Origin of the sequence: Streptomyces sp. NPDC005898 (assembly GCF_040629635.1) — a bacterium.
Classification (GTDB): Bacteria; Actinomycetota; Actinomycetes; order Streptomycetales; family Streptomycetaceae; genus Streptomyces.
This window is the reverse complement of sequence record NZ_JBEXWC010000033.1, coordinates 36,905-57,557: the sequence shown is the minus strand read 5'-3', so window position 1 is coordinate 57,557 and position 20,653 is coordinate 36,905. Positions and strand designations below refer to the sequence as shown.

Genomic DNA, 20,653 nt, shown 5'->3' with positions numbered 1-20,653 from the left:
GTATGGGCAACGACTACAGTGGCGTGGTACGCGCGAGCCTTTACCGGATCTTCATGTCTGAAGGTCCCGGCCGGTTCGCTGGGATGTCTCTGTCAGGGGTGTGCGTGACGGCCGTTGAATCCCGTCCAGCGGGGGTTTCCGGGACGGACCTTAGCCCGAGCCATCGGCCGTTCGGGGCCCGTGTCAAGGCGTTCGTGGAGCTGACCAAGCCGCGGATCATCGAACTCCTCCTCATCACCACCGTTCCGGTGATGTTCCTCGCCGAGCAGGGCGTGCCCGACCTGTGGCTGGTCCTCGTGACCTGCCTGGGCGGCTATCTGTCCGCCGGCGGCGCCAACGCGCTCAACATGTACATCGACCGCGACATCGACGCCCTGATGGACCGCACGTCGCAGCGGCCGCTGGTGACCGGCATGGTCAGCCCCCGCGAGTGCCTCGTCTTCGGCATCACCCTCGCGGTCGTCTCCACCGCGCTGTTCGGCCTCGCCGTCAACTGGCTCTCCGCCTGGCTCTCGCTCGGCGCGCTGCTCTTCTACGTGGTCGTCTACACGATGATCCTCAAGCGCCGCACCTCCCAGAACATCGTCTGGGGCGGCATCGCGGGCTGCCTGCCGGTCCTCATCGGCTGGTCCGCGGTCACCGACTCCCTCTCGTGGGCGCCGGTCATCCTCTTCCTCGTCATGTTCTTCTGGACGCCGCCGCACTACTGGCCGCTGTCCATGAAGGTCAAGGAGGACTACGCGCGTGTGGGCGTGCCGATGCTGCCGGTCATCGCCTCCAACAAGGTGGTCGCCCGGCAGATCGTCCTCTACAGCTGGGTCATGGTCGCCGTCTCCCTGCTGCTGCAACCCCTCGGCTACACCGGCTGGTTCTACACCGCGGTGGCGCTGGTGACCGGCGGCTGGTGGCTGTGGGAGGCGCACGGCCTGCAGAACCGCGCCAAGGCCGAGGTCACGGGCGGCAAGCTGAAGGAGATGCGGCTCTTCCACTGGTCCATCACCTACGTCTCGCTGCTCTTCGTCGCCGTGGCGGTGGACCCCTTCCTGCGCTAGGCGCCGGGCGCCCGGCGCTTCGCGCGGTGCGTGGGCGACGCCACGTCGGAGGGCTGTCGACCCGAGCGGCTACCCGTCGGTAGCATCCTGTCCATGGCAGACACGCAGCAGGTGGACGAGCAGACGGACGACAGCAAGAAGGCCGCCCGCGCGGAGCGCAAGGCGGCCCGGCTCGCCAAGGAGATCGGCGCCTTCGCCCGTGAGCACGGCGGCGCCGAGGGGCAGGTCGCCTACCTCGGCCAGCGGGGCGCCCGCATCGCCCTCGTCGGCGAGGACGGCGGCTGGGGCAACCTGGTGGCGCCCAGCCACGCCGTGGCGCTCAGCGCCCTGGAGAAGGCCGGCGTCACCCTCCACGAGGACTTCGACGGCGACTTCGCCGCGAAGGTGCGGACCGGCCCCTACGAGTGGACGCGCATGGCCGGAATCCAGATCGGCGGACCGAAGAACGCCTGAGGCGCGCCGGAGAACGCCTGAGGCGCGCCGGAGAACGCCTGGGGCGCGCTGAAGAGTGCCTGAGGCGCTTTGAAGAACGCCGGGGAGCAACACCTGACACAGGGGTCACCCGTTAGGACCGTAGGAGCCAGGTCCATCCAGCGGGGGTCCGCATGATCGAAACGCCGTCCCTGGTGGACCAGTACTGCCACGGCGTCCTCCGTACGGAGCTGGGCCTCGGCACCTTCGAGGCCCACCTCGGCCGGGGCGAGGGTCCGCCCGCCCCCGGCACCACCTTCTTCGACACCCAGACCGGCTTCGCGGTACGCCGCTGGTGCCCGCCGCTGCTCGGCCTCGAACCGCACTGCCCGCCCGCCCGCTATCTGGCCCGGCGCCGCGAGCTGGGCGTCCTGGAGGCGGGCCGGCGGCTGCTGCGGGGCAGCGGCATCACCACCTACCTCGTCGACACGGGGCTGCCGGGGGACCTGACCGGGCCCGGCGAGATGGCCGCCACCGGTGGCGCCGAGGCCCGCGAGATCGTCCGCCTGGAACTGCTCGCCGAGCAGGTCGCCGACACCTCGGGCACCGCCGACTCCTTCCTCGCCAACCTCGCCGAGGCCGTGCACGCCGCCGCCGCGGGAGCCGTCGCCTTCACCTCCGTGGCGGGCGTCCGGCACCCGCTCGCCCTCGCGGCGCGGCCGCCGGGCCCCGGCGAGGTGCGCGACGCGGTGGGGCGCTGGCTCGCGGCACGCGAGGTGGGCGGGGCGCTCGGCGACCCCGTGCTGCTGCGGCACCTGCTGTGGGTGGCCGTCGCCTCGGGGCGGCCGCTGCAACTGCACGCGGGGGCCGGCGACCCGCAGACGTACTTCGGGGACTTCGCGCGCGCCACCGCGGGCCACGGCACCGACCTGGTGCTCCTGCACGGCTACCCCTACCACCGGGGCGCCGCCCACCTCGCCGCCGTCTTCCCGCACGTCTACGCCGACCTCGGCCCCGCCCTCGTCCGCACCGGGGCGCGGGCGGCGGCCGTGCTCGCGGAGATCCTCGAACTGGCGCCCTTCGGCAAGCTGCTGTTCTCCAGCGGCGCGCACGGCCTGCCCGAGCTGCACGTCGTGGGGGCCCAGCTGTTCCGTGAGGCGCTCGGGCGGGTCCTTGGCACCTGGGTCGCCGAGGGGGCCTGGTCGCTCGGCGACGCGCAGCGCGTGGCGGGCCTGATCGCGGCGGGCAACGCCCGCCGCGTGTACGGGCTAGACCGCGGAGAGCCGTGAGTCGTCCGCCTGCGCGGGCACCTCGACCACGGGCAGCGGCCGCTCCCGCAGCGACAGCAGGACGCGCAGCACGGCGATCCACACCAGGCACGAGCCGAACATGTGCAGCCCGACGAGGATCTCCGGCAGGTCCGTGAAGTACTGGACGTAGCCGATGGCGCCCTGCGCGAGGAGGACCAGGAACAGGTCGCGGGTGCGGGCCAGCGGACCGTGCGGCGCGTCGACCGCCTTGAGGACGAACCACAGGGCGAACGTCAGCGTCACCACGATCCAGGCGAGGACCGCGTGCAGCTTGGTCACGCCCTCCCAGTCCAGGCCGACCGGGGCGAGGTTCATCCGCGGCACGTCGCTGGAGTCACCCGCGTGCGGCCCCGCGCCGGTCACGACCGTGCCGACCGCGATCAGCAGCACCGCCGCCGCCACCAGGAACCACACCAGCTGCGCCACGGCCTTGCCGACCAGCGGCCGCGGCTCGGTGTCGCCCTCGCGGGAGCGCTGCCACATGGTGGCGGCGACCGCGATCAGGGCGGTGGAGAGCAGGAAGTGCGCGGCGACCGTGTACGGGTTCAGGCCGACCAGGACGACGATGCCGCCGAGCACGGCGTTGCCCATGACCAGCCAGAACTGGGTCCAGCCGAGCAGGAGCAGGCCGCGCCGCACCGGCTTCTGCGCCCGGGCGGCGATGATCGCCCAGCCCACGGCCGCGCACAGCACGTACGTGAGCATGCGGTTGCCGAACTCGACGACGCCGTGGAAGCCCATCTCGCTGGTCGCGGTGAGGGAGTCCTGCGTGCACTTGGGCCAGGTGGGGCAGCCGAGCCCCGAGCCGGTCAGCCGGACGGCGCCGCCCGTGACCACGATGACGACGGTCATGGCGAGCGAGAGGAAGGCCGCCCGCTGGACGGTCCGCTGGGCGGGGGTCCAGCGCTCGGCGATGAAGGCGAGCGGGTTCCGCGCGGCTTGAGCGAGGTCGGCTCGGGTCACGTTTGGCACGCCCACCATCGTAGGGGGCCGCTTGTGCACGGCTTCACGAGGGGGACGTATCCGGCGTTCGGGCCGCGTGGCGCGCCGCTCCACGGGCTTTTCCCGCGTGCTGCCCCCGCGCGTTGCTCCCGTCCGCTACTCCCAGCGGAAGAACCTCGCCGCCGCGCCCAGACCGAGCACCGCCCACACCGCGAGGATCGCCAGGTCCGCCCACGGCAGGCCCGCGCCGTGCCGCAGCACGTCCCGCAGCCCGTCGGAGAGCGCCGCGATGGGCAGCAGCCCGAGCACCGTCTGGGCCGCGTCCGGGAACTTGTCGAGCGGCACGATCACCCCGCCGCCGACCAGCAGCAGCAGGAAGACGAGGTTCGCGGCGGCCAGCGTGGCCTCCGCCTTCAGGGTGCCCGCCATCAGCAGGCCGAGGCCCGAGAAGGCCGCCGTGCCGAACACCAGGAGCAGCAGCACCCACAGCGGGTTGCCGTGCGGCGACCAGCCGAGCGCGAAGGCGATGGCCGTGAGCAGCGCCACCTGGAGCACCTCGGTGACCAGCACGGAGAGCGTCTTGGCCGTCATCAGGCCCCAGCGGGGCAGCGGGGAGGCGCCGAGCCGCTTGAGCACGCCGTAGCGCCGCTCGAAGCCGGTCGCGATGGCCTGGCCGGTGAACGCCGTCGACATCACGGCGAGCGCGAGGATGCCGGGCGCGAGGAAGTCGACGGCCTCGCCGTCCCCCGTGTCCACGACGTCGACCGCGCTGAACAGCACGAGCAGCAGGGTCGGGATCACGACCGTCAGGAGCAGCTGCTCGCCGTTGCGCAGCAGCATCCTGGTCTCCAGCGCGGCCTGCGCGGCGATCATGCGCGGAAGCGGGGCACCGCCCGGCCTCGGCGTGTACGTTCCGGCGGCGCTCATCCGCGCAGCTCCTTACCCGTGAGCTCCAGGAAGACGTCTTCCAGGGTGTGGCGTTCGACCGAGATCCTGTCGGGCATCACCCCGTGCTGGGCGCACCAGGAGGTGACCGTGGCGAGCAGCTGCGGGTCGACCGTGCCGCTCACGCGGTAGGCGCCCGGGGTCAGCTCCGCCGCCGCCGAGTCCGGGGGCAGCGCCTTGAGGAGCGAGCCGACGTCGAGACCGGGGCGGCCGGTGAAGCGCAGGGTGTTCTCGGCGCCGCCCCGGCACAGCGCGTCGGGGCTGCCCTGCGCGATGACCCGGCCGGCGTCGATGATCGCGACGTCGTCGGAGAGCTCCTCGGCCTCGTCCATGTGGTGCGTGGTGAGGATGACGCTGACGCCGTCGCGGCGCAGATCGCGTACGAGGTCCCAGGTCGCCCGGCGGGCCTGCGGGTCGAGGCCCGCGGTCGGCTCGTCCAGGAAGACCAGGTCGGGCCGGCCGACGACGGCCATCGCGAGCGCGAGGCGCTGCTGCTGGCCGCCCGAGAGGCGCCGGTAGGTGGTGCGGCCGCACGAGCCGAGTCCCAGGCGCTCGATGAGGGCGTCCACGTCCAGGGGGTGGGCGTGCAGCTTGGCGACGTGGCGCAGCATCTCGTCGGCGCGGGCGCCGGAGTAGACGCCGCCCGACTGGAGCATCACGCCGAGGCGGGGCCGCAGCGCGGCGGCCTCGCGCACCGGGTCGAGGCCGAGGACGCGGACGGTTCCCGCGTCCGGCCTGCGGTATCCCTCGCACGTCTCGATCGTGGTGGTCTTGCCGGCGCCGTTGGGGCCGAGGACGGCGGTGATGCCCGCCCGGGCCGTCAGGTCGAGACCGTCGACCGCGGTCTTGGTTCCGTACCGCTTGACCAGACTCTCGATCTGGACGACGGGCTCTTCTCGCATGGTGGACCAGTCTAGGGACGGATCGCGGGCGGCGGGCGGGCGGGGCACCGGTCAGTGATCGTTTCCGCAGGTCAGCTTAGGTTTGCCTAAGTGATGCAGCGCACCACGCGGTGATCATGGCGCGGGTTGTCAGCCTCTGAGGAATTACGCAACAATGACGTTGTGAAAAACGTTGGCGAGGCTCCGCAGGAGGAACTCGCGACCGGTGAGCGGTCCACCCGCAACCGCGTCGCGCGCTCCATCCTGGACCACGGCCCCTCCACCGTCGCCGATCTCGCGAAGCGTCTCGGCCTGACCCAGGCCGCCGTCCGCAGGCACCTCGACGCCCTCGCCCATGAGAACGTCGTCGAGCCCCGTGAGCAGCGCGTCTACGGCGCCCGCACCCGCGGCCGCCCCGCCAAGGTCTTCGCGCTGACCGACTGCGGGCGCGACGCCTTCGACCAGTCGTACGACAAGCTGGCCGCGGACGCGCTCCGGTGGATCACCGAACAGCACGGCGAGGAAGCGGTCGTCGCGTTCGCCCGGGCGAGGATCACCGCCCAGGCCGAGACGTACCGGAACGCGATCGACGCCGCACCCGCCGAGCAGCGCACCGAGGCGCTGGCCAGGGCGCTGACCGCCGACGGGTACGCTGCCACGGCGCGCACCGCGCCGGTCGGCGAGCAGCTGTGCCAGCACCACTGCCCGGTCGCCCATGTCGCCGAGCAGTACCCGCAGCTGTGCGAGGCGGAGACAGAGATGTTCTCCGCGCTGCTCGGCACGCATGTGCAGCGCCTGGCCACCATCGCCCACGGGGACGGCGTCTGCACGACGTTCATCCCGCGCAGCGGCGGCAGCGGCGCCGGCACCACTCAGACCACCCCATCAGCATCAGCAAGTACGGCCGGGAGGAACCCCGCATGACGCTCCCCACGGAGACTGCCCACCCCGAACTCGAGGGTCTGGGCACGTATGAATACGGCTGGGCCGACTCCGACGTCGCCGGTGCCTCCGCCAGGCGCGGCATCAGCGAGGACGTCGTCCGGGACATCTCGGCCAAGAAGTCCGAGCCGGAGTGGATGACCAAGCTCCGCCTCAAGGGCCTGCGCCTGTTCGACAAGAAGCCCATGCCGAACTGGGGCTCGGACCTCTCGGGCATCGACTTCGACAACATCAAGTACTTCGTGCGCTCCACGGAGAAGCAGGCGGAGTCCTGGGAGGACCTGCCCGAGGACATCAAGAACACGTACGACAAGCTCGGCATCCCCGAGGCGGAGAAGCAGCGCCTCGTCTCCGGTGTCGCGGCCCAGTACGAGTCCGAGGTCGTCTACCACCAGATCCGTGAGGACCTGGAGGAGCAGGGCGTCATCTTCCTGGACACCGACACGGCGCTGAAGGAGCACCCGGAGCTCTTCAAGGAGTACTTCGGCACCGTCATCCCCGTCGGTGACAACAAGTTCGCGTCGCTGAACACCGCCGTGTGGTCCGGCGGCTCGTTCATCTACGTCCCCAAGGGCGTGCACGTCGACATCCCGCTCCAGGCCTACTTCCGCATCAACACGGAGAACATGGGCCAGTTCGAGCGGACGCTGATCATCGTCGACGAGGGTGCCTACGTCCACTACGTCGAGGGCTGCACCGCGCCGATCTACAAGTCGGACTCGCTGCACTCCGCCGTGGTCGAGATCATCGTGAAGAAGGGCGGCCGCTGCCGCTACACGACGATCCAGAACTGGTCGAACAACGTCTACAACCTGGTCACCAAGCGCGCCGTGGCCTACGAGGGCGCGACCATGGAGTGGATCGACGGCAACATCGGCTCCAAGGTGACGATGAAGTACCCGGCCGTCTACCTCATGGGCGAGCACGCCAAGGGCGAGACGCTGTCCATCGCCTTCGCGGGCGAGGGCCAGCACCAGGACGCCGGCTCCAAGATGGTCCACATGGCGCCGAACACGTCCTCCAACATCGTCTCCAAGTCGGTGGCGCGCGGCGGTGGCCGCACCTCGTACCGCGGTCTCGTGGAGATCGGTGAGGGCGCTCACGGCTCGAAGTCGAACGTGCTGTGCGACGCGCTGCTCGTCGACACGATCTCGCGCTCGGACACCTACCCCTACGTCGACGTCCGCGAGGACGACGTGTCGATGGGCCACGAGGCGACCGTCTCCAAGGTCTCCGACGACCAGCTCTTCTACCTGATGAGCCGCGGCCTGACGGAGTTCGAGGCCATGGCGATGATCGTGCGCGGCTTCGTCGAGCCGATCGCCAAGGAGCTGCCCATGGAGTACGCCCTGGAGCTCAACCGGCTGATCGAGCTGCAGATGGAAGGGTCGGTCGGCTGAGTCCGGCGACCATCCCCGCAGCGAGCAGACTTCTTACGCAGAGCGCAGAGAGAGAGCACGACGACAGCCATGGCTGAGGCCCAGAATTCCCCGGTGGGATCGACGACCGCCGGATCCATCGCGGTGGCCGCCGAGTCCACCGTCGCCACCCGCATGAGCGCCCCCCCGTCCTTCGACGTGGCGGACTTCCCGGTCCCCCACGGCCGCGAGGAGGAGTGGCGGTTCACGCCGCTGGAGCGGCTGCGCGGGCTGCACGACGGCACGGCGGTGGCCGACGGCGGTATCCGTGTCGAGGTGAGCGCCCCCGACGGCGTCACCCAGGAGACGGTGGGCCGGGACGACGCGCGCGTCGGCAGGGCGGGCACGCCCGTCGACCGCGTCGCCGCGCAGGCCTACTCCTCCTTCGAGAAGGCCTCGGTCGTGTCCGTCCCCAAGGAGACGGTGCTCACCGAGCCCATCCGGATCTCCGTGCACGGCGAGGGCGGCACCGCCTTCGCGCACCAGGTGATCGAGGTGGGCGCGTTCGCCGAGGCCCTCGTCGTCATCGACCACACCGGTGACGCCGTGCTCGCCGCCAACGTCGACTTCATCGTCGGCGACGGCGCCAAGCTCACCGTCGTCTCCGTCCAGGACTGGGACGACAAGGCGGTGCACGTCGCCCAGCACAACGCGCTGATCGGCCGCGACGCCTCCTTCAAGTCCGTCGTCGTCACCTTCGGCGGCGACCTGGTCCGCCTGCACCCGCGCGTCGCCTACGCGGGCACCGGCGGCGAGGCCGAGCTGTTCGGCCTGTACGTCACCGACGCGGGCCAGCACCAGGAGCACCGCCTCCTGGTCGACCACAACACCCCGCACTGCAAGTCGAACGTCGTCTACAAGGGCGCGCTCCAGGGCGACAGCGCCCACGCGGTGTGGATCGGCGACGTCCTCATCGAGGCCGCCGCCGAGGGCACGGACACCTACGAGCTGAACCGCAACCTCGTGCTGACCGACGGCGCCCGCGTGGACTCGGTCCCGAACCTGGAGATCGAGACCGGCGAGATCGTCGGCGCCGGCCACGCCTCGGCGACCGGCCGCTTCGACGACGAGCAGCTCTTCTACCTCCAGTCGCGCGGTATCTCGCAGGAGGACGCGCGCCGCCTGGTCGTGCGCGGCTTCTTCGCCGAGCTGGTCCAGCAGATCGGTTTGCCGGACATCGAGGAGCGCCTCCTCGCCAAGATCGAAGAGGAGCTGGAGGCGACGGTCGCATGACCTTCGTACGCGTCTGCGGACTGGGTGAGCTGACGGAGGACACCCCCAAGCGGGTGGAACTCGACGGCACGCCGGTCTCGGTCGTCCACACCGAGGGCGAGGTGTTCGCGATCCACGACATCTGCTCGCACGCGAACGTCTCCCTCTCCGAGGGCGAGGTGGAGGACTGCCAGATCGAGTGCTGGCTGCACGGCTCCGCGTTCGACCTCCGCACCGGCAAGCCGTCCGGTCTTCCCGCGACGCGCCCCGTCCCCGTATACCCCGTAAAGATCGAAGGGGACGACGTGCTCGTCTCCCTCTCCCAGGAGTCCTGAGGCACCCATGGCAACGCTTGAAATCAAGGACCTGCACGTCACCGTCGAGGCCGACAACTCCACCAAGGAGATCCTCAAGGGCGTCGACCTGACCGTGAAGCAGGGCGAGACCCACGCCATCATGGGCCCGAACGGCTCCGGCAAGTCGACCCTCGCCTACTCCATCGCGGGCCACCCCAAGTACACGATCACCCAGGGCAGCGTGACCCTCGACGGCGAGGACGTCCTGGAGATGTCCGTCGACGAGCGCGCCCGCGCCGGCATGTTCCTCGCCATGCAGTACCCGGTCGAGGTCCCCGGCGTCTCGGTCTCCAACTTCCTGCGTACGTCGGCGACGGCGATCCGCGGCGAGGCCCCCAAGCTGCGCACCTGGGTGAAGGAGGTCAAGTCCGCGATGGAGCAGCTCCAGATGGACCCGGCCTTCGCCGAGCGCAACGTGAACGAGGGCTTCTCCGGCGGTGAGAAGAAGCGCCACGAGATCCTCCAGATGGAGCTCCTCAAGCCGAAGATCGCGATCCTCGACGAGACGGACTCCGGTCTGGACGTCGACGCGCTGCGCCAGGTCTCGGACGGCGTCAACCGCGTCCGCGAGACCGGCGAGGTCGGCACCCTGCTGATCACGCACTACACGCGCATCCTGCGCTACATCAAGCCCGACTTCGTGCACGTCTTCGCGAACGGTCGCATCGCCGAGTCCGGCGGCGCCGAGCTCGCCGACAAGCTCGAGGCCGAGGGCTACGAGGCTTACACGAAGGGCGGCGCATCCGCGTGACACAGTTGCCGGGCCTCCTCGACACCGAGGCGATCCGCAAGGACTTCCCGATCCTGGATCGCACGATCCACGACGGCAAGAAGCTCGTGTACCTGGACAACGCGGCGACGTCCCAGACGCCGCGCCAGGTCCTCGACGTACTGAACGAGTACTACGAGCAGCACAACGCCAACGTCCACCGCGGCGTGCACGTCCTCGCCGAGGAGGCCACGGCGCTGTACGAGGGCGCCCGCGACAAGGTCGCGGCGTTCATCAACGCGCCCAGCCGCAACGAGGTGATCTTCACCAAGAACGCCTCCGAGTCGCTGAACCTCGTGGCCAACATGCTGGGCTGGGCCGATGAGCCCTACCGCGTGGACCACGAGACCGAGATCGTCATCACCGAGATGGAGCACCACTCCAACATCGTGCCGTGGCAGCTGCTCTCGCAGCGCACGGGCGCGAAGCTGAAGTGGTTCGGCCTCACCGACGACGGACGTCTCGACCTGTCGAACATCGACGAGATCATCACGGAGAAGACGAAGATCGTCTCCTTCGTGCTGGTGTCGAACATCCTGGGCACGCTCAACCCGGTCGAGGCGATCGTGCGCCGCGCCCAGGAGGTCGGCGCCCTCGTCCTCATCGACGCCTCGCAGGCCGCGCCGCACATGCCGCTGGACGTGCAGGCGCTCCAGGCCGACTTCGTGGCCTTCACCGGCCACAAGATGTGCGGGCCGACGGGCATCGGCGTGCTGTGGGGCCGCCAGGAGCTCCTGGAGGACCTGCCGCCGTTCCTCGGCGGCGGCGAGATGATCGAGACCGTGTCGATGAACTCGTCGACGTACGCTCCCGCGCCGCACAAGTTCGAGGCGGGCACGCCCCCGGTCTCCCAGGCCGTGGGCCTGGGCGCGGCCGTGGACTACCTCTCGGCCATCGGCATGGACAAGATCGCCGCGCATGAGCACGCGATCACCGAGTACGCGGTCAAGCGCCTCCTCGAGGTCCCGGACCTCAGGATCATCGGTCCGACGACGGCCGAGGACCGCGGCGCCGCGATCTCCTTCACGCTCGGCGACATCCACCCGCACGACGTGGGCCAGGTCCTGGACGAGGAAGGCATCGCGGTCCGCGTGGGCCACCACTGCGCCCGCCCCGTCTGCCTGCGCTACGGAATTCCCGCGACCACGCGAGCGTCGTTCTATCTGTACTCCACGCCCGGCGAGATCGACGCCCTCGTCGACGGCCTGGAGCACGTACGGAACTTCTTCGGCTGAGGGGCTGGCTGAGCACGTGAAGCTGGATTCGATGTACCAGGAAGTCATCCTGGACCACTACAAGCACCCGCACGGGCGTGGTCTGCGCGATGGCGACGCCGAGGTGCACCACGTCAACCCGACGTGCGGTGACGAGATCACCCTGCGCGTGAAGTACGACGGGTCGACGATCGCCGACGTGTCCTACGAGGGCCAGGGCTGCTCCATCAGCCAGGCCAGCGCGTCCGTCCTGAACGACCTGCTGGTCGGCAAGGAACTGGCCGAGGCGCAGAGGATCCAGGAAGTGTTCCTGGAGCTGATGCAGTCCAAGGGCAAGGTGGAGCCCGACGACGCCATGGAGGAGGTCCTGGAGGACGCGGTCGCGTTCGCCGGGGTCTCCAAGTACCCCGCGCGCGTCAAGTGCGCGCTGCTGAGCTGGATGGCGTGGAAGGACGCGACGGCGCAGGCGCTGGGCGAGAACGACGGTGCCGCCGCTTCGGGCGCCGCCGCTGAGAGGAAGACCGCATGAGCGAGAACGAGACCCTGACCACGAAGCCCGCTTCCGAGGAAGAGGTCCGCGAGGCGCTCTACGACGTCGTCGACCCCGAGCTGGGCATCGACGTCGTCAACCTCGGCCTGATCTACGGCATCCACGTCGACGACGCCAACATCGCCACGATCGACATGACGCTCACCTCGGCGGCCTGCCCGCTGACCGACGTCATCGAGGACCAGGCGAAGTCCGCGACGGAGGGCATCGTCAACGAGCTGCGGATCAACTGGGTCTGGATGCCGCCGTGGGGCCCGGACAAGATCACGGACGACGGCCGCGAGCAGCTGCGGGCGCTCGGCTTCAACGTCTGAGCCACGTACACCGCGAAGCCCCCCGGAGGATCTCCGGGGGGCTTCGTCGTGTTCATCGCGCCGCTGAGTCCAGCGCCTGGGCGAGGCCCTCCGTGCGGATGCGGCGGTCGATGTAGAGCAGGGTCGTCACCAGGGGGAGGAAGAGTGAGGCCAGGAGTTGGGTGAGGAGGCCGGCCGCCAGGCCCGCGAGGGCGTAGAGGCCGAACTGGCCGCGCAGTTGGTCGAAGAAGATCTCCGACGTGTCGCTGTCCGGGGTCACGACGGGCGGCTCCGGGGCGGCGAGCTGGAGGGGGAGCCGCAGCGCCAGGGACACGATCAGCACGATGAGCCCCGCGAGCAGTGAGATGCCGAACGTGCGCCACCGGGCGCCGCGTACGAGGCGGGCGGAGCGGCGGAGGGCCGTGTAGGGGCCCGCCGTCTCCAGGACCGCCGCGGCGGGGGCGAAGGCGAACGTGACGTACAGCCACGCCGACAGCGGGGTCACGAGGAGGAAGAGGAGGAAGATCAGGCCCAAGGGGGCGCTCGAATCGGTCATGACGGAGACGAAGAAGGCGACGAAGAGCACGGCGAGGACCACGAGCGGCAGCAGCAGGACGAGGGCGAGCAGCAGCGTCACGGCGGCCACCGACGGGGTGCGCGCCCACGCCCCGCGCCACACCGCCCGGAACGTCGCCCGGCGGCCGAGGACCGCCTCCTGCAGGGTCTGCGCGCACGCGGCCTGGAGGAAGGAGTTGACGGCGAGGCTGCCCAGCAGTCCCGTGAGCCAGACGGCGCCGAAGGCCAGCAGCAGCGGCCGGCCGTGCTCCCAGGAGAAGGTGGCGCCCGGCGCGTACATGGCCCGGAACTCGTCGCGGGTCACGGCGTGGGCCAGCAGCAGCGCGCCCGCCATCACCGCGGCCAGCAGGCCGTACGCCGCAGCCGCCGTGCCGAAGAGCGGCTTGGCGTGACGCCGCATCGTGGCGAAGGCGCCGCCGAACACGTGGTCGACGCCGAGCGGGGCGAGGGGGATGACGCCGGGCTTCGGCGGGGGAGGCGGCGGCGGGCCCCAGGGGTGCTGCTGCCAGCCGTACGGACCCCACCCGGGACCCGGCCCCGCCTGCGGCCCCTGTGGTTGTTGCGGTCCCTGCGGCCCCTGTGGTTGTTGCGGTCCCTGCGGCCCCTGCGATCCGTGTGGTCCCCACCCCGGCGTGTCCGGCATCGCTCTCGCGCTCCATGGTGTGCGTCGTGCGTCCTGTGGCCCCCCACAGAGATCGCGTCACCCTAACCGCTGCGAACGGAACGCCTTTACGTACAACCGTACATAACGATATGTACACTCGTACGCATGGGATACGCGCTGCTCGCCGGGGCCATCACCGCGGAGGTGGCGGCCACCACGGCCATGAAGTACAGCGAGGGGTTCAGCAGGCTGTGGCCCTCGCTGATCACGCTCGCCGGATATCTGATCGCCTTCACCCTCCTCGCGCAGACCCTCAAGACGCTCTCCGTGGGCACCGCCTACGCGATCTGGGCCGGGGTCGGCACCGCGGCCGTCGCCGCCATCGGCATGCTCTTCCTCGGGGAATCGGCCGGTCCGGTCAAGCTCGTCGGCCTCGCCCTCGTCATCGTCGGCGTCGTCGTGCTCAACCTCGGCGGGGCCCACTGATGCCCCGCCGCCACGACCCCGAGCGCCGCCAGCGGATCATCGACGCCGCGATCCGCGTCGTCGGCGCGAAGGGGATCGCCGGGCTCAGCCACCGCTCGGCCGCCGCCGAGGCCGACGTGCCGCTCGGCTCCACCACGTACCACTTCAAGACGCTCGACGAGCTGCTGGTCGCCGCGCTGCGGCAGGCCAACGAGGGCTTCGCGAAGGCGGTGGCCGCGAGCGGCGCCTTCGCGGACCCGCGCGCCGACCTCGCCGCGGAGCTCGCCCGGCTCCTCGGCGACTGGCTCGCGGGGGAGCGCACCGGCGTCGAGCTGGAGTACGAGCTCTATCTCGCCGCCCTGCGCAGACCCGCCCTGCGCCCCGTGGCCGCCGAGTGGTGCCGGGGCGTCAGCGACGTCCTCGCGCCCCGCACCGACCCCGTCACGGCGCGCGCCCTGGTCGCCCTGATGGACGGGATCTGCCTCCAGGTGCTGCTCACCGGCGGGACGTACGACGAGGCGTACGCGCGCGAGATGCTCGGCCGGCTGCTGGCGCCCGCGCGCGAGCGGCCCGGACCCTGAGACCGGTTCGCCCGCGCGAGGCCGCTCCGGTTAGGTTTCACCCATGACCGACACGAACGCACCCCGCACCACCGGCGCCATCGCCGCAGGCCTCGCCACCGTCACCGCCGACGGCACCGTCCTCGACACCTGGTTCCCCGCGCCCGAACTCGTCGCCGAGGCCGGCCCGGCCGGCAGCGAGCGGCTGAGCGCCGAGCGCGCCGTGGAGCTGCTCGGCGAGGGCGCCGCCAAGGCCATCGGGCCGGACGCCCGCCGTGGCGTGGAGATCATCGCCGTACGTACGGTCATCGCCTCCCTCGACGACAAGCCGCTGGACGCCCACGACGTCTACCTGCGCCTGCACCTGCTCTCGCACCGCCTGGTCAAGCCGCACGGCGTCAACCTCGACGGCCAGTTCGGCTTCCTCGCCAACGTCGCCTGGACCTCGCTCGGCCCGGTCGCCGTCGACGACGTCGAGAAGGTGCGGCTCAACGCCCGCGCCGAGGGGCTGCACCTCGCCGTGACGTCCGTCGACAAGTTCCCGCGCATGACGGACTACGTCGTGCCGAAGGGCGTCCGCATCGCCGACGCCGACCGGGTCCGGCTCGGCGCGCACCTCGCCGAGGGCACCACGGTCATGCACGAGGGCTTCGTGAACTTCAACGCGGGCACGCTCGGCACCTCCATGGTCGAGGGCCGCATCTCCGCCGGCGTCGTCATCGGCGACGGCTCGGACATCGGCGGCGGCGCCTCCACGATGGGCACCCTGTCCGGCGGCGGCAACGTCCGCATCGTCATCGGCGAGCGCTGCCTGATCGGCGCCGAGGCGGGCGTCGGCATCGCGCTGGGCGACGAGTGCGTCGTCGAGGCGGGCCTGTACGTCACGGCCGGCACCCGCGTGACCATGCCCGACGGACAGATCGTCAAGGCCCGCGAGCTGTCCGGCGCCTCGAACATCCTCTTCCGCCGCAACTCCGTCACCGGCACGGTCGAGGCCCGCCCGAACAACGCGGTCTGGGGCGGCCTGAACGAGATCCTGCACAGCCACAACTGACCCACGACGGGGCGGCCGAGCGCCCGCGGCCGCCCCGCCCCCCAGCGCGCCGGGCCGCCGCCGGCCCGCCGCGCCGGCCGACCTGCTACAACTGCGGGGTGGCCGCCGCTGGGCGCGGGGCCGGGCGACAGGGGGAAGTCCTATGCGTGGAACAGGTGTGCGGGCGCTGGCTCTGGGGGCCGTGACCGTGTGCGGGCTGCTGGTCGGGTGCGGGCAGAGCGCCGGGCAGGTCCAGGGGGACGGCCGGGGCGTCGAGCGGGAGGTCAGCCGGGCCGTGGCGGGCGACCACGGTTACCCGCTGCGCAAGAGCGACATCCCCTGGAGCGGGAGCCCGAGCCCCTTCAACGCCCAGGTCAAGCTCGCCGACGGGCGGCGCGTGGCCATGCACTACATGCGGGGCAAGGGACTCTTCGTACAGGACTACAGCCCCCGGGCCAGGGGCTGGTCCAAGCCCGCCGTGATCTACAAGACGAGGACCGACGCCTGCCAGGGCATCACCCTCAAGGCCAAGGACGGCACCGTCGCCGCCTTCGGGGACTTCGGTGTGTACTGCGCGGACGGCGAGCCGCCCACCGAGTCGGTCGCCACCGTGGCCACGGGCCGGCTGACCACCTGGGACAAGCACCTCACCAAAAACTTCGACGGCTGGGAGAAGATCGCCGTCGCCTCCGGGGGCAAGAAGGTCACCTTCAGCCGGGGCGGCACCACGCTGCGCTGGACCAAGGCGGCGGGCTTCCCCACCGCCAGCTGAACAACCTCTCCGCCCAAAGCGGCCACCCTCCGGGGCGGCCGCTTTTTTCTGTCTCGGTCAGCAGGCATAGCAGGGGGCGTCCGGACCCGTCCTCACTGGTACGGGAGGGCAACAGGCCCCCCAGGGAGCGAAGGTGACGATGGATGCCGAAGAGCAGGACAGTTTCCGGGAGTTCGTGGCGAGCAGATCGCCGGCGCTGCTGAAGACCGCGGTGCTGCTCAGCGGCGGCGACCGGCACGCGGGTGAGGACCTGCTGCAGAACGCGCTGGTCAAGGTGGCGGCCCGCTGGCGCCGGATCGACGAGCCGGAGGCGTACGTACGGCGCGTCCTCTACCGCCAGCAGGTCAGCCGGTGGCGGCTGAAGTGGCCGCGCCGCGAACTGGCCGTCGCCGACCCGCCGGAGAGCGCCGCCTCGGGGGACGGCGCGTCCGCCGCGGAGCTGCGGATCGTACTGCGCGGGGCGCTCGCCAAGCTCACCACACGCCAGCGGACCGTACTGGTGCTGCGTTACTTCGAGGACCTGCCGGAGGCGGACGTCGCCCGGCTCCTCGGCTGCTCCGTCGGCACGGTGCGCAGCACGACGCACCGCTCCCTCGCCCGGCTGCGCAGCCTCGCTCCCGACCTGGAGCGCCTCGACCGGCCGGACGGCGAACCCCGGCCGGCGTCCCGCGACTTCTCGCCCATGGAGGTATGACCGTGAACGTGGAAGAACTGGTGCGCGATTCGCTGCGGGAGCAGGCCGACCAGGGCGCGCCCCCGCCGGGTGACCTCGCCGACCGGGTGCTGGCCACACGGCGCCGCCGCAGGGCCCGGGCCTTCACCGGCGCGTCGCTCGCCGTCGTGACGGCCGCGGTGGTGGCCGTCGCGGTGCCGAGTCGCGACCCGGGGCCCCACGAGGCGCGCCCGGCCAGTGAGTTGCGGAGCGGTGACATCGTCGCGCATCCCGGGCAGACACCGCCCCGGGACCTGATCGCCGTCGGGAACACGGCGCTCGCCGCGTACAGCACGCGCAGCCGCGTCAAGCTGCCGGACGGCGACGAACTGGTCGAGCGCACCTACCACCTGCTCGACCAGCGGACGGGCACCTACCGCAAGGACGCCCGGTGGGCGTGGCTGGCCGTCGCCCCCGGCCTGCGCACCGCCGCCGTCGTCGAACGCGGGCTGCCCGCACAGCGGGTCGGCCTGCTGAACCTGCTGACCGGGGAGGTCGAGCGCTGGATCCCGGTGCGGCGGGGCGTCGCCGGGCTCGCGTTCTCGCCGGACGGCGGAAAACTCGTCGCCACGACCTACGCGAACAACCCGGACCGGCTCGACATGGACCGGCCGATCCACGAGGGCAACCACAAGCGGCCCGGTCCCGGCGAACCGAGCAGGACCGGCTTCTACGTCATCGACGTGGCGTCGGGCAAGGCCCACTGGAGCGCCGTGGAGATGAAGTCCGACAAGCCCGACGAGTTCGGGCTCTCCGGCATCAACGCCCGGGAGGACTTCGGGTTCAGCCGGGACGGCACCCTCGTCCTCTCCGGTCTCACCATCGCGCCCTACCAGCAGTACTACGACTTCGAGGGCCGTGAGCGGAGCGCCCCGCCGAAGGAGAAGCACCTGCGCCCGTACAACGAGGCCGGGCTCTCGCCGGACGGGAAGCTCGCCGCGGGCGACTTCGCGGGGAGCGCCGGAACCACCGCGTCCGAGGTCATCGACCCCGCGACCGGCAAGCGCGTCGCCAAGGTGCCCGGCCAGCAGCTGCTCGCCTGGGCCGACTCGCGGCGGCTCATCGCCTGGGACATCGAACCCGGCACGAGCGAATACCGGCAGCGGCTCGTCCTGGTCACCATCGGCGAGCGCAAGACCGTTCCGCTCAGCGGCTACCGCTCCGCGAAGGAGGACTCCGCCGGACGCTGGACGCCGGTCTTCGCCGAACGGTGAGGAGCGGTGCGGAACCGTGCGCGACGGTGAGGAGATGACGTACGCACTGGTGCCAACTCGGCCCTGTATGGGTCACCATGGCACGACAGTCGGTCCCTAGGAGGCGTCATGAGGCTCGGCAAGGCACTCGCGACCGGTATCGCCGAAGAACAGCCGCGACAGGAGGAGACGGCGCGCGCGGATGAGACGGCACGCGCGGACAGGGCGTCCGCGTCCCGTCCCGGCCCGAAGGCCCCGGAGTCGGTGCCGGAGCCCCGGGCCGTCGAGGCCGCGGTCACCCGATGAGGGCGCGGCTCCCCGAGGAACGCCCGACGGAGCCGCCGACCGGATACAAGATCGCCCGCCCGGTGCTGTCCCACGACGGCACCCGGGCCGCCTTCACCGGCGTCTCCCTCGGCGCGGGCCTGCCCTACGGAGTGCTCGACGAGGCGCGCTGCGTCTACGGCAGACGGCACAGCGCCCCCAGCCGCCGCTGTGACTGCGGTTTCCACTGCGTGCACGACCGCGCCACCGCCGAGGGGCTGCTGTGCACCGCCGAACACCGCGGGGCGGTGCTCCTCGAAGTGACGGTGCTCGGGGCGTACATCCGCTTCGAGCGCGGCTTCCGGTACGCCAGGCAGCGGGTGCGGGGCGCGACCGTGCCGCCGTGCGGCTGCGGCGCCCCCGCCTCGCTCCTGGCCGACGCCGGGTGGGGCCGGCCGGGGTGGCGGGTGCTCGAAGCGGCGTGCGGGCGGTGCCGGGGCGGGCGGCAGGCCGTGTCCGTCGCCGGGTTCGCGCGGCTCGCGGGCGAGGGGCTCACCGTCGTCGCGCCCGCCCCGCCCACCGCCCCGGACGGGCCCGCGGGCCCGCTCACGGGGGTCGGGATGCCCGAACTGATGGCCGAGGCCGCGCTTCTCCAGGCACGCCTGGACTGGTTCCAGGCCGAGTTGTCCCGGCTGGCCGGGGATCAGCGGGGATAGCGCGGCCGGGCGCGGGTACTCGGGCCTCCCAGCCAGAAGGGAGGCGGCACCCGTGACCGGGACCATGGACGAGCAGCCGACGCGCGAGAACGCGCAGCACTCGGTGGGTCAACTCGTCGAGCAGGCCACCACACAGCTTTCGGAGCTCGTGCGCCAGGAGATGCGGCTCGCCGCACAGGAGATGGCCGAGAAGGGCAAACGCGCGGGCCGCGGCGGCGGGCTCATCGGCGCGGCCGGCGCGATCTCGTACGTAGGGCTCATGGCCCTGTCCGCCACGGCGATCGCGGCGCTCTCGCTCGCCCTGCCCGTCTGGGCGGCGGCTCTGATCGTCACCGGCGTCCTCTTCGTCGTGGCCGGGGTACTGGCCGTGATGGGACGCGGTCAGCTGGCCCGCGCGGTTCCGCCCGTGCCGCAGGAGGCCATCGACAGCGTCAAGGCGGACGTCGAGGAGATCAAGGAAAGGGCGCACCGATGACGAATACGCCGAAGGATTCCGAGAAGACGGGCGTGAAGGGTCCGGACGAGCTGCGCCGGCAGATCGAGGAGACCCGCGGCCGACTCGGCGAGACCGTCGAGGAGCTGGCCGCCAAGGCGGATGTGAAGACCCGCGCCCGGCAGCGCGCCGAGGCGGTCAAGGGCCAGGTACGAGGAACGGCGGCACAGGTGAAGGAAAAGATGACGGAGCAGGCGGCGCGCGTGAAGAGCAAGGCGACGGACGAGGCGGGGCACGCGCAGAGCGCGACCGCCGAGGGGACGGCGCAGGCCAAGGGCAAGGCGATCGAGGGCGCGGCCCAGGTGAAGGGCAAGGCGATCGAGGGCGCCGCTCTGGCCAAGGGCAAGGCGATCGAGGGCGCCGCCCAGGTGAAGGGCGCCGTGCTCGGGGCCAAGGCGCGTGCGGAGGAGCACCAGGCCGTGGCCCAGGCCGAGGAGAAGGTCGCCGAGGCGGCCCGGCTCGTGCAGGAGAACACCCCCGAGCAGGTCAAGGCCGTGGCGAACGGCGTCGTACGGGCCGGCAGCCGGCGCCCCGGCGCGTTCGTCGCGGCGGGAGCGGGCGTGCTGCTCGCGTACGTGCTGCTGCGCGGCCGGAAGCGGGGTGGGCGCCGATGAGCAAGGCCACGGTGCTGTACAAGCCGCTCGGCATGGCCTTCGGCATGCTCGGCGGCATGGTCGCGAGCTCCCTGTTCGCCCGTACGTGGAAGGCGGTGGCGGGCGAGGACGACGCCCCGGACGCCCACGACGAGGACCGGAACCTGCGCGAGATCCTCGCCGCCGCCGCGCTCCAGGGCGCGATCTTCGCCGTGGTCAAGGCGGCGGTGGAGCGCGGCGGCGCGGTCGGCGTACGCCGTGTGACGGGCCGCTGGCCCGGCTGAAACGCCCTTCGCGGGGCCCCCGGCCCGGGGCGGGCGCCTTGTGGCGCACCCCGGGCCGGGGGCCCTTCGTGGGTTGTGGGCCTTCGGCGAGAG

General features: G+C 71.6%; 26 protein-coding genes. 22 read left to right on the top strand and 4 right to left on the bottom strand.

Annotated elements, in window-relative coordinates; genetic code table 11:
- The first annotated feature begins 98 nt into the window (after positions 1–98).
- From ABZ385_RS30355 to ABZ385_RS30345, 3 genes are all read left to right on the top strand, one after another.
- Entirely contained in the window at positions 99–1,052 is a 954-nt protein-coding gene (locus ABZ385_RS30355; protein WP_358583829.1) for a heme o synthase, read from the top strand.
- A 93-nt stretch (positions 1,053–1,145) separates the two neighbouring features.
- Complete coding sequence (locus tag ABZ385_RS30350) at positions 1,146–1,505, top strand: hypothetical protein (RefSeq protein ID WP_358913919.1); 360 nt, start codon at positions 1,146–1,148, stop codon at positions 1,503–1,505.
- 152 nt (positions 1,506–1,657) lie between these two features.
- The gene (locus ABZ385_RS30345) at positions 1,658–2,752 is read left to right on the top strand and encodes an amidohydrolase family protein (RefSeq protein ID WP_358913918.1); all 1,095 of its coding nucleotides are present in this window, start codon (positions 1,658–1,660) and stop codon (positions 2,750–2,752) included.
- Here the strand turns inward: ABZ385_RS30345 and ABZ385_RS30340 are convergent.
- The 3 genes from ABZ385_RS30340 to ABZ385_RS30330 all read right to left on the bottom strand — a co-directional run bounded on the left by ABZ385_RS30340 (position 2,732) and on the right by ABZ385_RS30330 (position 5,562).
- Positions 2,732–3,754 (bottom strand): COX15/CtaA family protein, encoded by a 1,023-nt coding sequence (locus ABZ385_RS30340; protein ID WP_358583791.1) that lies wholly within the window; start codon positions 3,752–3,754, stop codon positions 2,732–2,734. The two genes, ABZ385_RS30345 and ABZ385_RS30340, sit on opposite strands and share 21 nt — an antisense overlap.
- A gap of 117 nt (positions 3,755–3,871) precedes the next feature.
- Positions 3,872–4,642, bottom strand: coding sequence for an ABC transporter permease (locus ABZ385_RS30335; protein ID WP_358583789.1), 771 nt, complete (start codon positions 4,640–4,642; stop codon positions 3,872–3,874).
- Entirely contained in the window at positions 4,639–5,562 is a 924-nt protein-coding gene (locus tag ABZ385_RS30330) for an ABC transporter ATP-binding protein (RefSeq protein ID WP_358697623.1), read from the bottom strand. The genes ABZ385_RS30335 and ABZ385_RS30330 overlap by 4 nt, the downstream gene beginning before the upstream one ends.
- 162 nt (positions 5,563–5,724) lie before the next feature.
- Here ABZ385_RS30330 and ABZ385_RS30325 point away from each other — a divergent pair, with 162 nt between their 5' ends.
- The 8 genes from ABZ385_RS30325 (at position 5,725) to ABZ385_RS30290 (ending at position 12,316) form a co-directional block, all read left to right on the top strand.
- The gene (locus ABZ385_RS30325; RefSeq protein WP_358583785.1) at positions 5,725–6,465 is read left to right on the top strand and encodes a metalloregulator ArsR/SmtB family transcription factor; all 741 of its coding nucleotides are present in this window, start codon (positions 5,725–5,727) and stop codon (positions 6,463–6,465) included.
- Positions 6,462–7,883 (top strand): Fe-S cluster assembly protein SufB, encoded by a 1,422-nt coding sequence (sufB, locus tag ABZ385_RS30320; protein ID WP_358583783.1) that lies wholly within the window; start codon positions 6,462–6,464, stop codon positions 7,881–7,883. Before ABZ385_RS30325 ends, sufB begins: the two co-directional genes overlap by 4 nt.
- Positions 7,884–7,952: 69 nt before the next feature.
- A complete protein-coding gene (gene sufD / locus ABZ385_RS30315) occupies positions 7,953–9,134 on the top strand; it encodes a Fe-S cluster assembly protein SufD (RefSeq protein WP_358697625.1) in 1,182 nt (393 codons plus the stop codon).
- Positions 9,131–9,448: a bifunctional 3-phenylpropionate/cinnamic acid dioxygenase ferredoxin subunit gene (locus ABZ385_RS30310; RefSeq protein WP_358583779.1), complete on the top strand. Its 318-nt coding sequence runs from the start codon at positions 9,131–9,133 to the stop codon at positions 9,446–9,448. Before sufD ends, ABZ385_RS30310 begins: the two co-directional genes overlap by 4 nt.
- Before the next feature lie 7 nt (positions 9,449–9,455).
- Positions 9,456–10,220, top strand: a complete 765-nt coding sequence (gene sufC / locus ABZ385_RS30305; protein WP_125512037.1) for a Fe-S cluster assembly ATPase SufC — start codon at positions 9,456–9,458, stop codon at positions 10,218–10,220.
- The gene (locus ABZ385_RS30300; protein WP_358583777.1) at positions 10,217–11,473 is read left to right on the top strand and encodes a cysteine desulfurase; all 1,257 of its coding nucleotides are present in this window, start codon (positions 10,217–10,219) and stop codon (positions 11,471–11,473) included. Before sufC ends, ABZ385_RS30300 begins: the two co-directional genes overlap by 4 nt.
- 16 nt (positions 11,474–11,489) lie before the next feature.
- Complete coding sequence (sufU, locus tag ABZ385_RS30295) at positions 11,490–11,981, top strand: Fe-S cluster assembly sulfur transfer protein SufU (RefSeq protein ID WP_358583775.1); 492 nt, start codon at positions 11,490–11,492, stop codon at positions 11,979–11,981.
- Positions 11,978–12,316 (top strand): metal-sulfur cluster assembly factor, encoded by a 339-nt coding sequence (locus ABZ385_RS30290; RefSeq protein WP_030784222.1) that lies wholly within the window; start codon positions 11,978–11,980, stop codon positions 12,314–12,316. The genes sufU and ABZ385_RS30290 overlap by 4 nt, the downstream gene beginning before the upstream one ends.
- Positions 12,317–12,368: 52 nt before the next feature.
- Here ABZ385_RS30290 and ABZ385_RS30285 read toward each other — a convergent pair whose 3' ends face one another.
- On the bottom strand, positions 12,369–13,295 hold the full coding sequence (locus ABZ385_RS30285) for an oxidoreductase (RefSeq protein WP_358913917.1): 927 nt from the start codon (positions 13,293–13,295) through the stop codon (positions 12,369–12,371).
- Between the two features lie 345 nt (positions 13,296–13,640).
- On the opposite strand from ABZ385_RS30285, the gene ABZ385_RS30280 reads away from it, so the two are divergent.
- From ABZ385_RS30280 to ABZ385_RS30230, 11 genes are all read left to right on the top strand, one after another.
- Entirely contained in the window at positions 13,641–13,961 is a 321-nt protein-coding gene (locus ABZ385_RS30280) for a multidrug efflux SMR transporter (protein ID WP_358583771.1), read from the top strand.
- Positions 13,961–14,521 (top strand): TetR family transcriptional regulator, encoded by a 561-nt coding sequence (locus ABZ385_RS30275; RefSeq protein WP_358913916.1) that lies wholly within the window; start codon positions 13,961–13,963, stop codon positions 14,519–14,521. Before ABZ385_RS30280 ends, ABZ385_RS30275 begins: the two co-directional genes overlap by 1 nt.
- 43 nt (positions 14,522–14,564) lie before the next feature.
- The gene (gene dapD / locus ABZ385_RS30270) at positions 14,565–15,554 is read left to right on the top strand and encodes a 2,3,4,5-tetrahydropyridine-2,6-dicarboxylate N-succinyltransferase (protein ID WP_358583768.1); all 990 of its coding nucleotides are present in this window, start codon (positions 14,565–14,567) and stop codon (positions 15,552–15,554) included.
- Positions 15,555–15,696: 142 nt separating this feature from the next.
- The gene (locus tag ABZ385_RS30265) at positions 15,697–16,305 is read left to right on the top strand and encodes a hypothetical protein (protein ID WP_358913915.1); all 609 of its coding nucleotides are present in this window, start codon (positions 15,697–15,699) and stop codon (positions 16,303–16,305) included.
- A gap of 139 nt (positions 16,306–16,444) precedes the next feature.
- On the top strand, positions 16,445–16,999 hold the full coding sequence (locus ABZ385_RS30260) for a SigE family RNA polymerase sigma factor (protein WP_358913923.1): 555 nt from the start codon (positions 16,445–16,447) through the stop codon (positions 16,997–16,999).
- A gap of 2 nt (positions 17,000–17,001) precedes the next feature.
- A complete protein-coding gene (locus ABZ385_RS30255; RefSeq protein ID WP_358913914.1) occupies positions 17,002–18,231 on the top strand; it encodes a WD40 repeat domain-containing protein in 1,230 nt (409 codons plus the stop codon).
- Between the two features lie 108 nt (positions 18,232–18,339).
- Positions 18,340–18,516: a hypothetical protein gene (locus ABZ385_RS30250; RefSeq protein ID WP_358913913.1), complete on the top strand. Its 177-nt coding sequence runs from the start codon at positions 18,340–18,342 to the stop codon at positions 18,514–18,516.
- Positions 18,513–19,190, top strand: a complete 678-nt coding sequence (locus ABZ385_RS30245; protein ID WP_358913912.1) for a hypothetical protein — start codon at positions 18,513–18,515, stop codon at positions 19,188–19,190. The genes ABZ385_RS30250 and ABZ385_RS30245 overlap by 4 nt, the downstream gene beginning before the upstream one ends.
- Positions 19,191–19,242: 52 nt before the next feature.
- Complete coding sequence (locus tag ABZ385_RS30240; protein WP_358586287.1) at positions 19,243–19,665, top strand: phage holin family protein; 423 nt, start codon at positions 19,243–19,245, stop codon at positions 19,663–19,665.
- Positions 19,662–20,297 (top strand): DUF3618 domain-containing protein, encoded by a 636-nt coding sequence (locus ABZ385_RS30235; RefSeq protein WP_358586285.1) that lies wholly within the window; start codon positions 19,662–19,664, stop codon positions 20,295–20,297. Before ABZ385_RS30240 ends, ABZ385_RS30235 begins: the two co-directional genes overlap by 4 nt.
- Positions 20,294–20,560, top strand: a complete 267-nt coding sequence (locus tag ABZ385_RS30230) for a DUF4235 domain-containing protein (protein ID WP_358586283.1) — start codon at positions 20,294–20,296, stop codon at positions 20,558–20,560. The genes ABZ385_RS30235 and ABZ385_RS30230 overlap by 4 nt, the downstream gene beginning before the upstream one ends.
- Positions 20,561–20,653 lie beyond the last annotated feature (93 nt).

Bases quoted from the DNA above. Each gene is read 5' to 3' on its own strand.
- sufC (WP_125512037.1), top strand. From the start codon at position 9,456: ATGGCAACGCTTGAAATCAAGGACCTGCACGTCACCGTCGAGGCCGAC.
- dapD (WP_358583768.1), top strand. From the start codon at position 14,565: ATGACCGACACGAACGCACCCCGCACCACCGGCGCCATCGCCGCAGGC.
- ABZ385_RS30335 (WP_358583789.1), bottom strand. From the start codon at position 4,642: ATGAGCGCCGCCGGAACGTACACGCCGAGGCCGGGCGGTGCCCCGCTT.
- ABZ385_RS30350 (WP_358913919.1), top strand. From the start codon at position 1,146: ATGGCAGACACGCAGCAGGTGGACGAGCAGACGGACGACAGCAAGAAG.
- ABZ385_RS30345 (WP_358913918.1), top strand. From the start codon at position 1,658: ATGATCGAAACGCCGTCCCTGGTGGACCAGTACTGCCACGGCGTCCTC.
- ABZ385_RS30260 (WP_358913923.1), top strand. From the start codon at position 16,445: ATGGATGCCGAAGAGCAGGACAGTTTCCGGGAGTTCGTGGCGAGCAGA.
- ABZ385_RS30340 (WP_358583791.1), bottom strand. From the start codon at position 3,754: ATGGTGGGCGTGCCAAACGTGACCCGAGCCGACCTCGCTCAAGCCGCG.
- ABZ385_RS30235 (WP_358586285.1), top strand. From the start codon at position 19,662: ATGACGAATACGCCGAAGGATTCCGAGAAGACGGGCGTGAAGGGTCCG.
- ABZ385_RS30250 (WP_358913913.1), top strand. From the start codon at position 18,340: ATGAGGCTCGGCAAGGCACTCGCGACCGGTATCGCCGAAGAACAGCCG.
- sufD (WP_358697625.1), top strand. From the start codon at position 7,953: ATGGCTGAGGCCCAGAATTCCCCGGTGGGATCGACGACCGCCGGATCC.
- ABZ385_RS30290 (WP_030784222.1), top strand. From the start codon at position 11,978: ATGAGCGAGAACGAGACCCTGACCACGAAGCCCGCTTCCGAGGAAGAG.
- ABZ385_RS30230 (WP_358586283.1), top strand. From the start codon at position 20,294: ATGAGCAAGGCCACGGTGCTGTACAAGCCGCTCGGCATGGCCTTCGGC.
- ABZ385_RS30310 (WP_358583779.1), top strand. From the start codon at position 9,131: ATGACCTTCGTACGCGTCTGCGGACTGGGTGAGCTGACGGAGGACACC.
- ABZ385_RS30275 (WP_358913916.1), top strand. From the start codon at position 13,961: ATGCCCCGCCGCCACGACCCCGAGCGCCGCCAGCGGATCATCGACGCC.
- ABZ385_RS30280 (WP_358583771.1), top strand. From the start codon at position 13,641: ATGGGATACGCGCTGCTCGCCGGGGCCATCACCGCGGAGGTGGCGGCC.
- sufB (WP_358583783.1), top strand. From the start codon at position 6,462: ATGACGCTCCCCACGGAGACTGCCCACCCCGAACTCGAGGGTCTGGGC.
- ABZ385_RS30265 (WP_358913915.1), top strand. From the start codon at position 15,697: ATGCGTGGAACAGGTGTGCGGGCGCTGGCTCTGGGGGCCGTGACCGTG.
- ABZ385_RS30245 (WP_358913912.1), top strand. From the start codon at position 18,513: ATGAGGGCGCGGCTCCCCGAGGAACGCCCGACGGAGCCGCCGACCGGA.
- ABZ385_RS30330 (WP_358697623.1), bottom strand. From the start codon at position 5,562: ATGCGAGAAGAGCCCGTCGTCCAGATCGAGAGTCTGGTCAAGCGGTAC.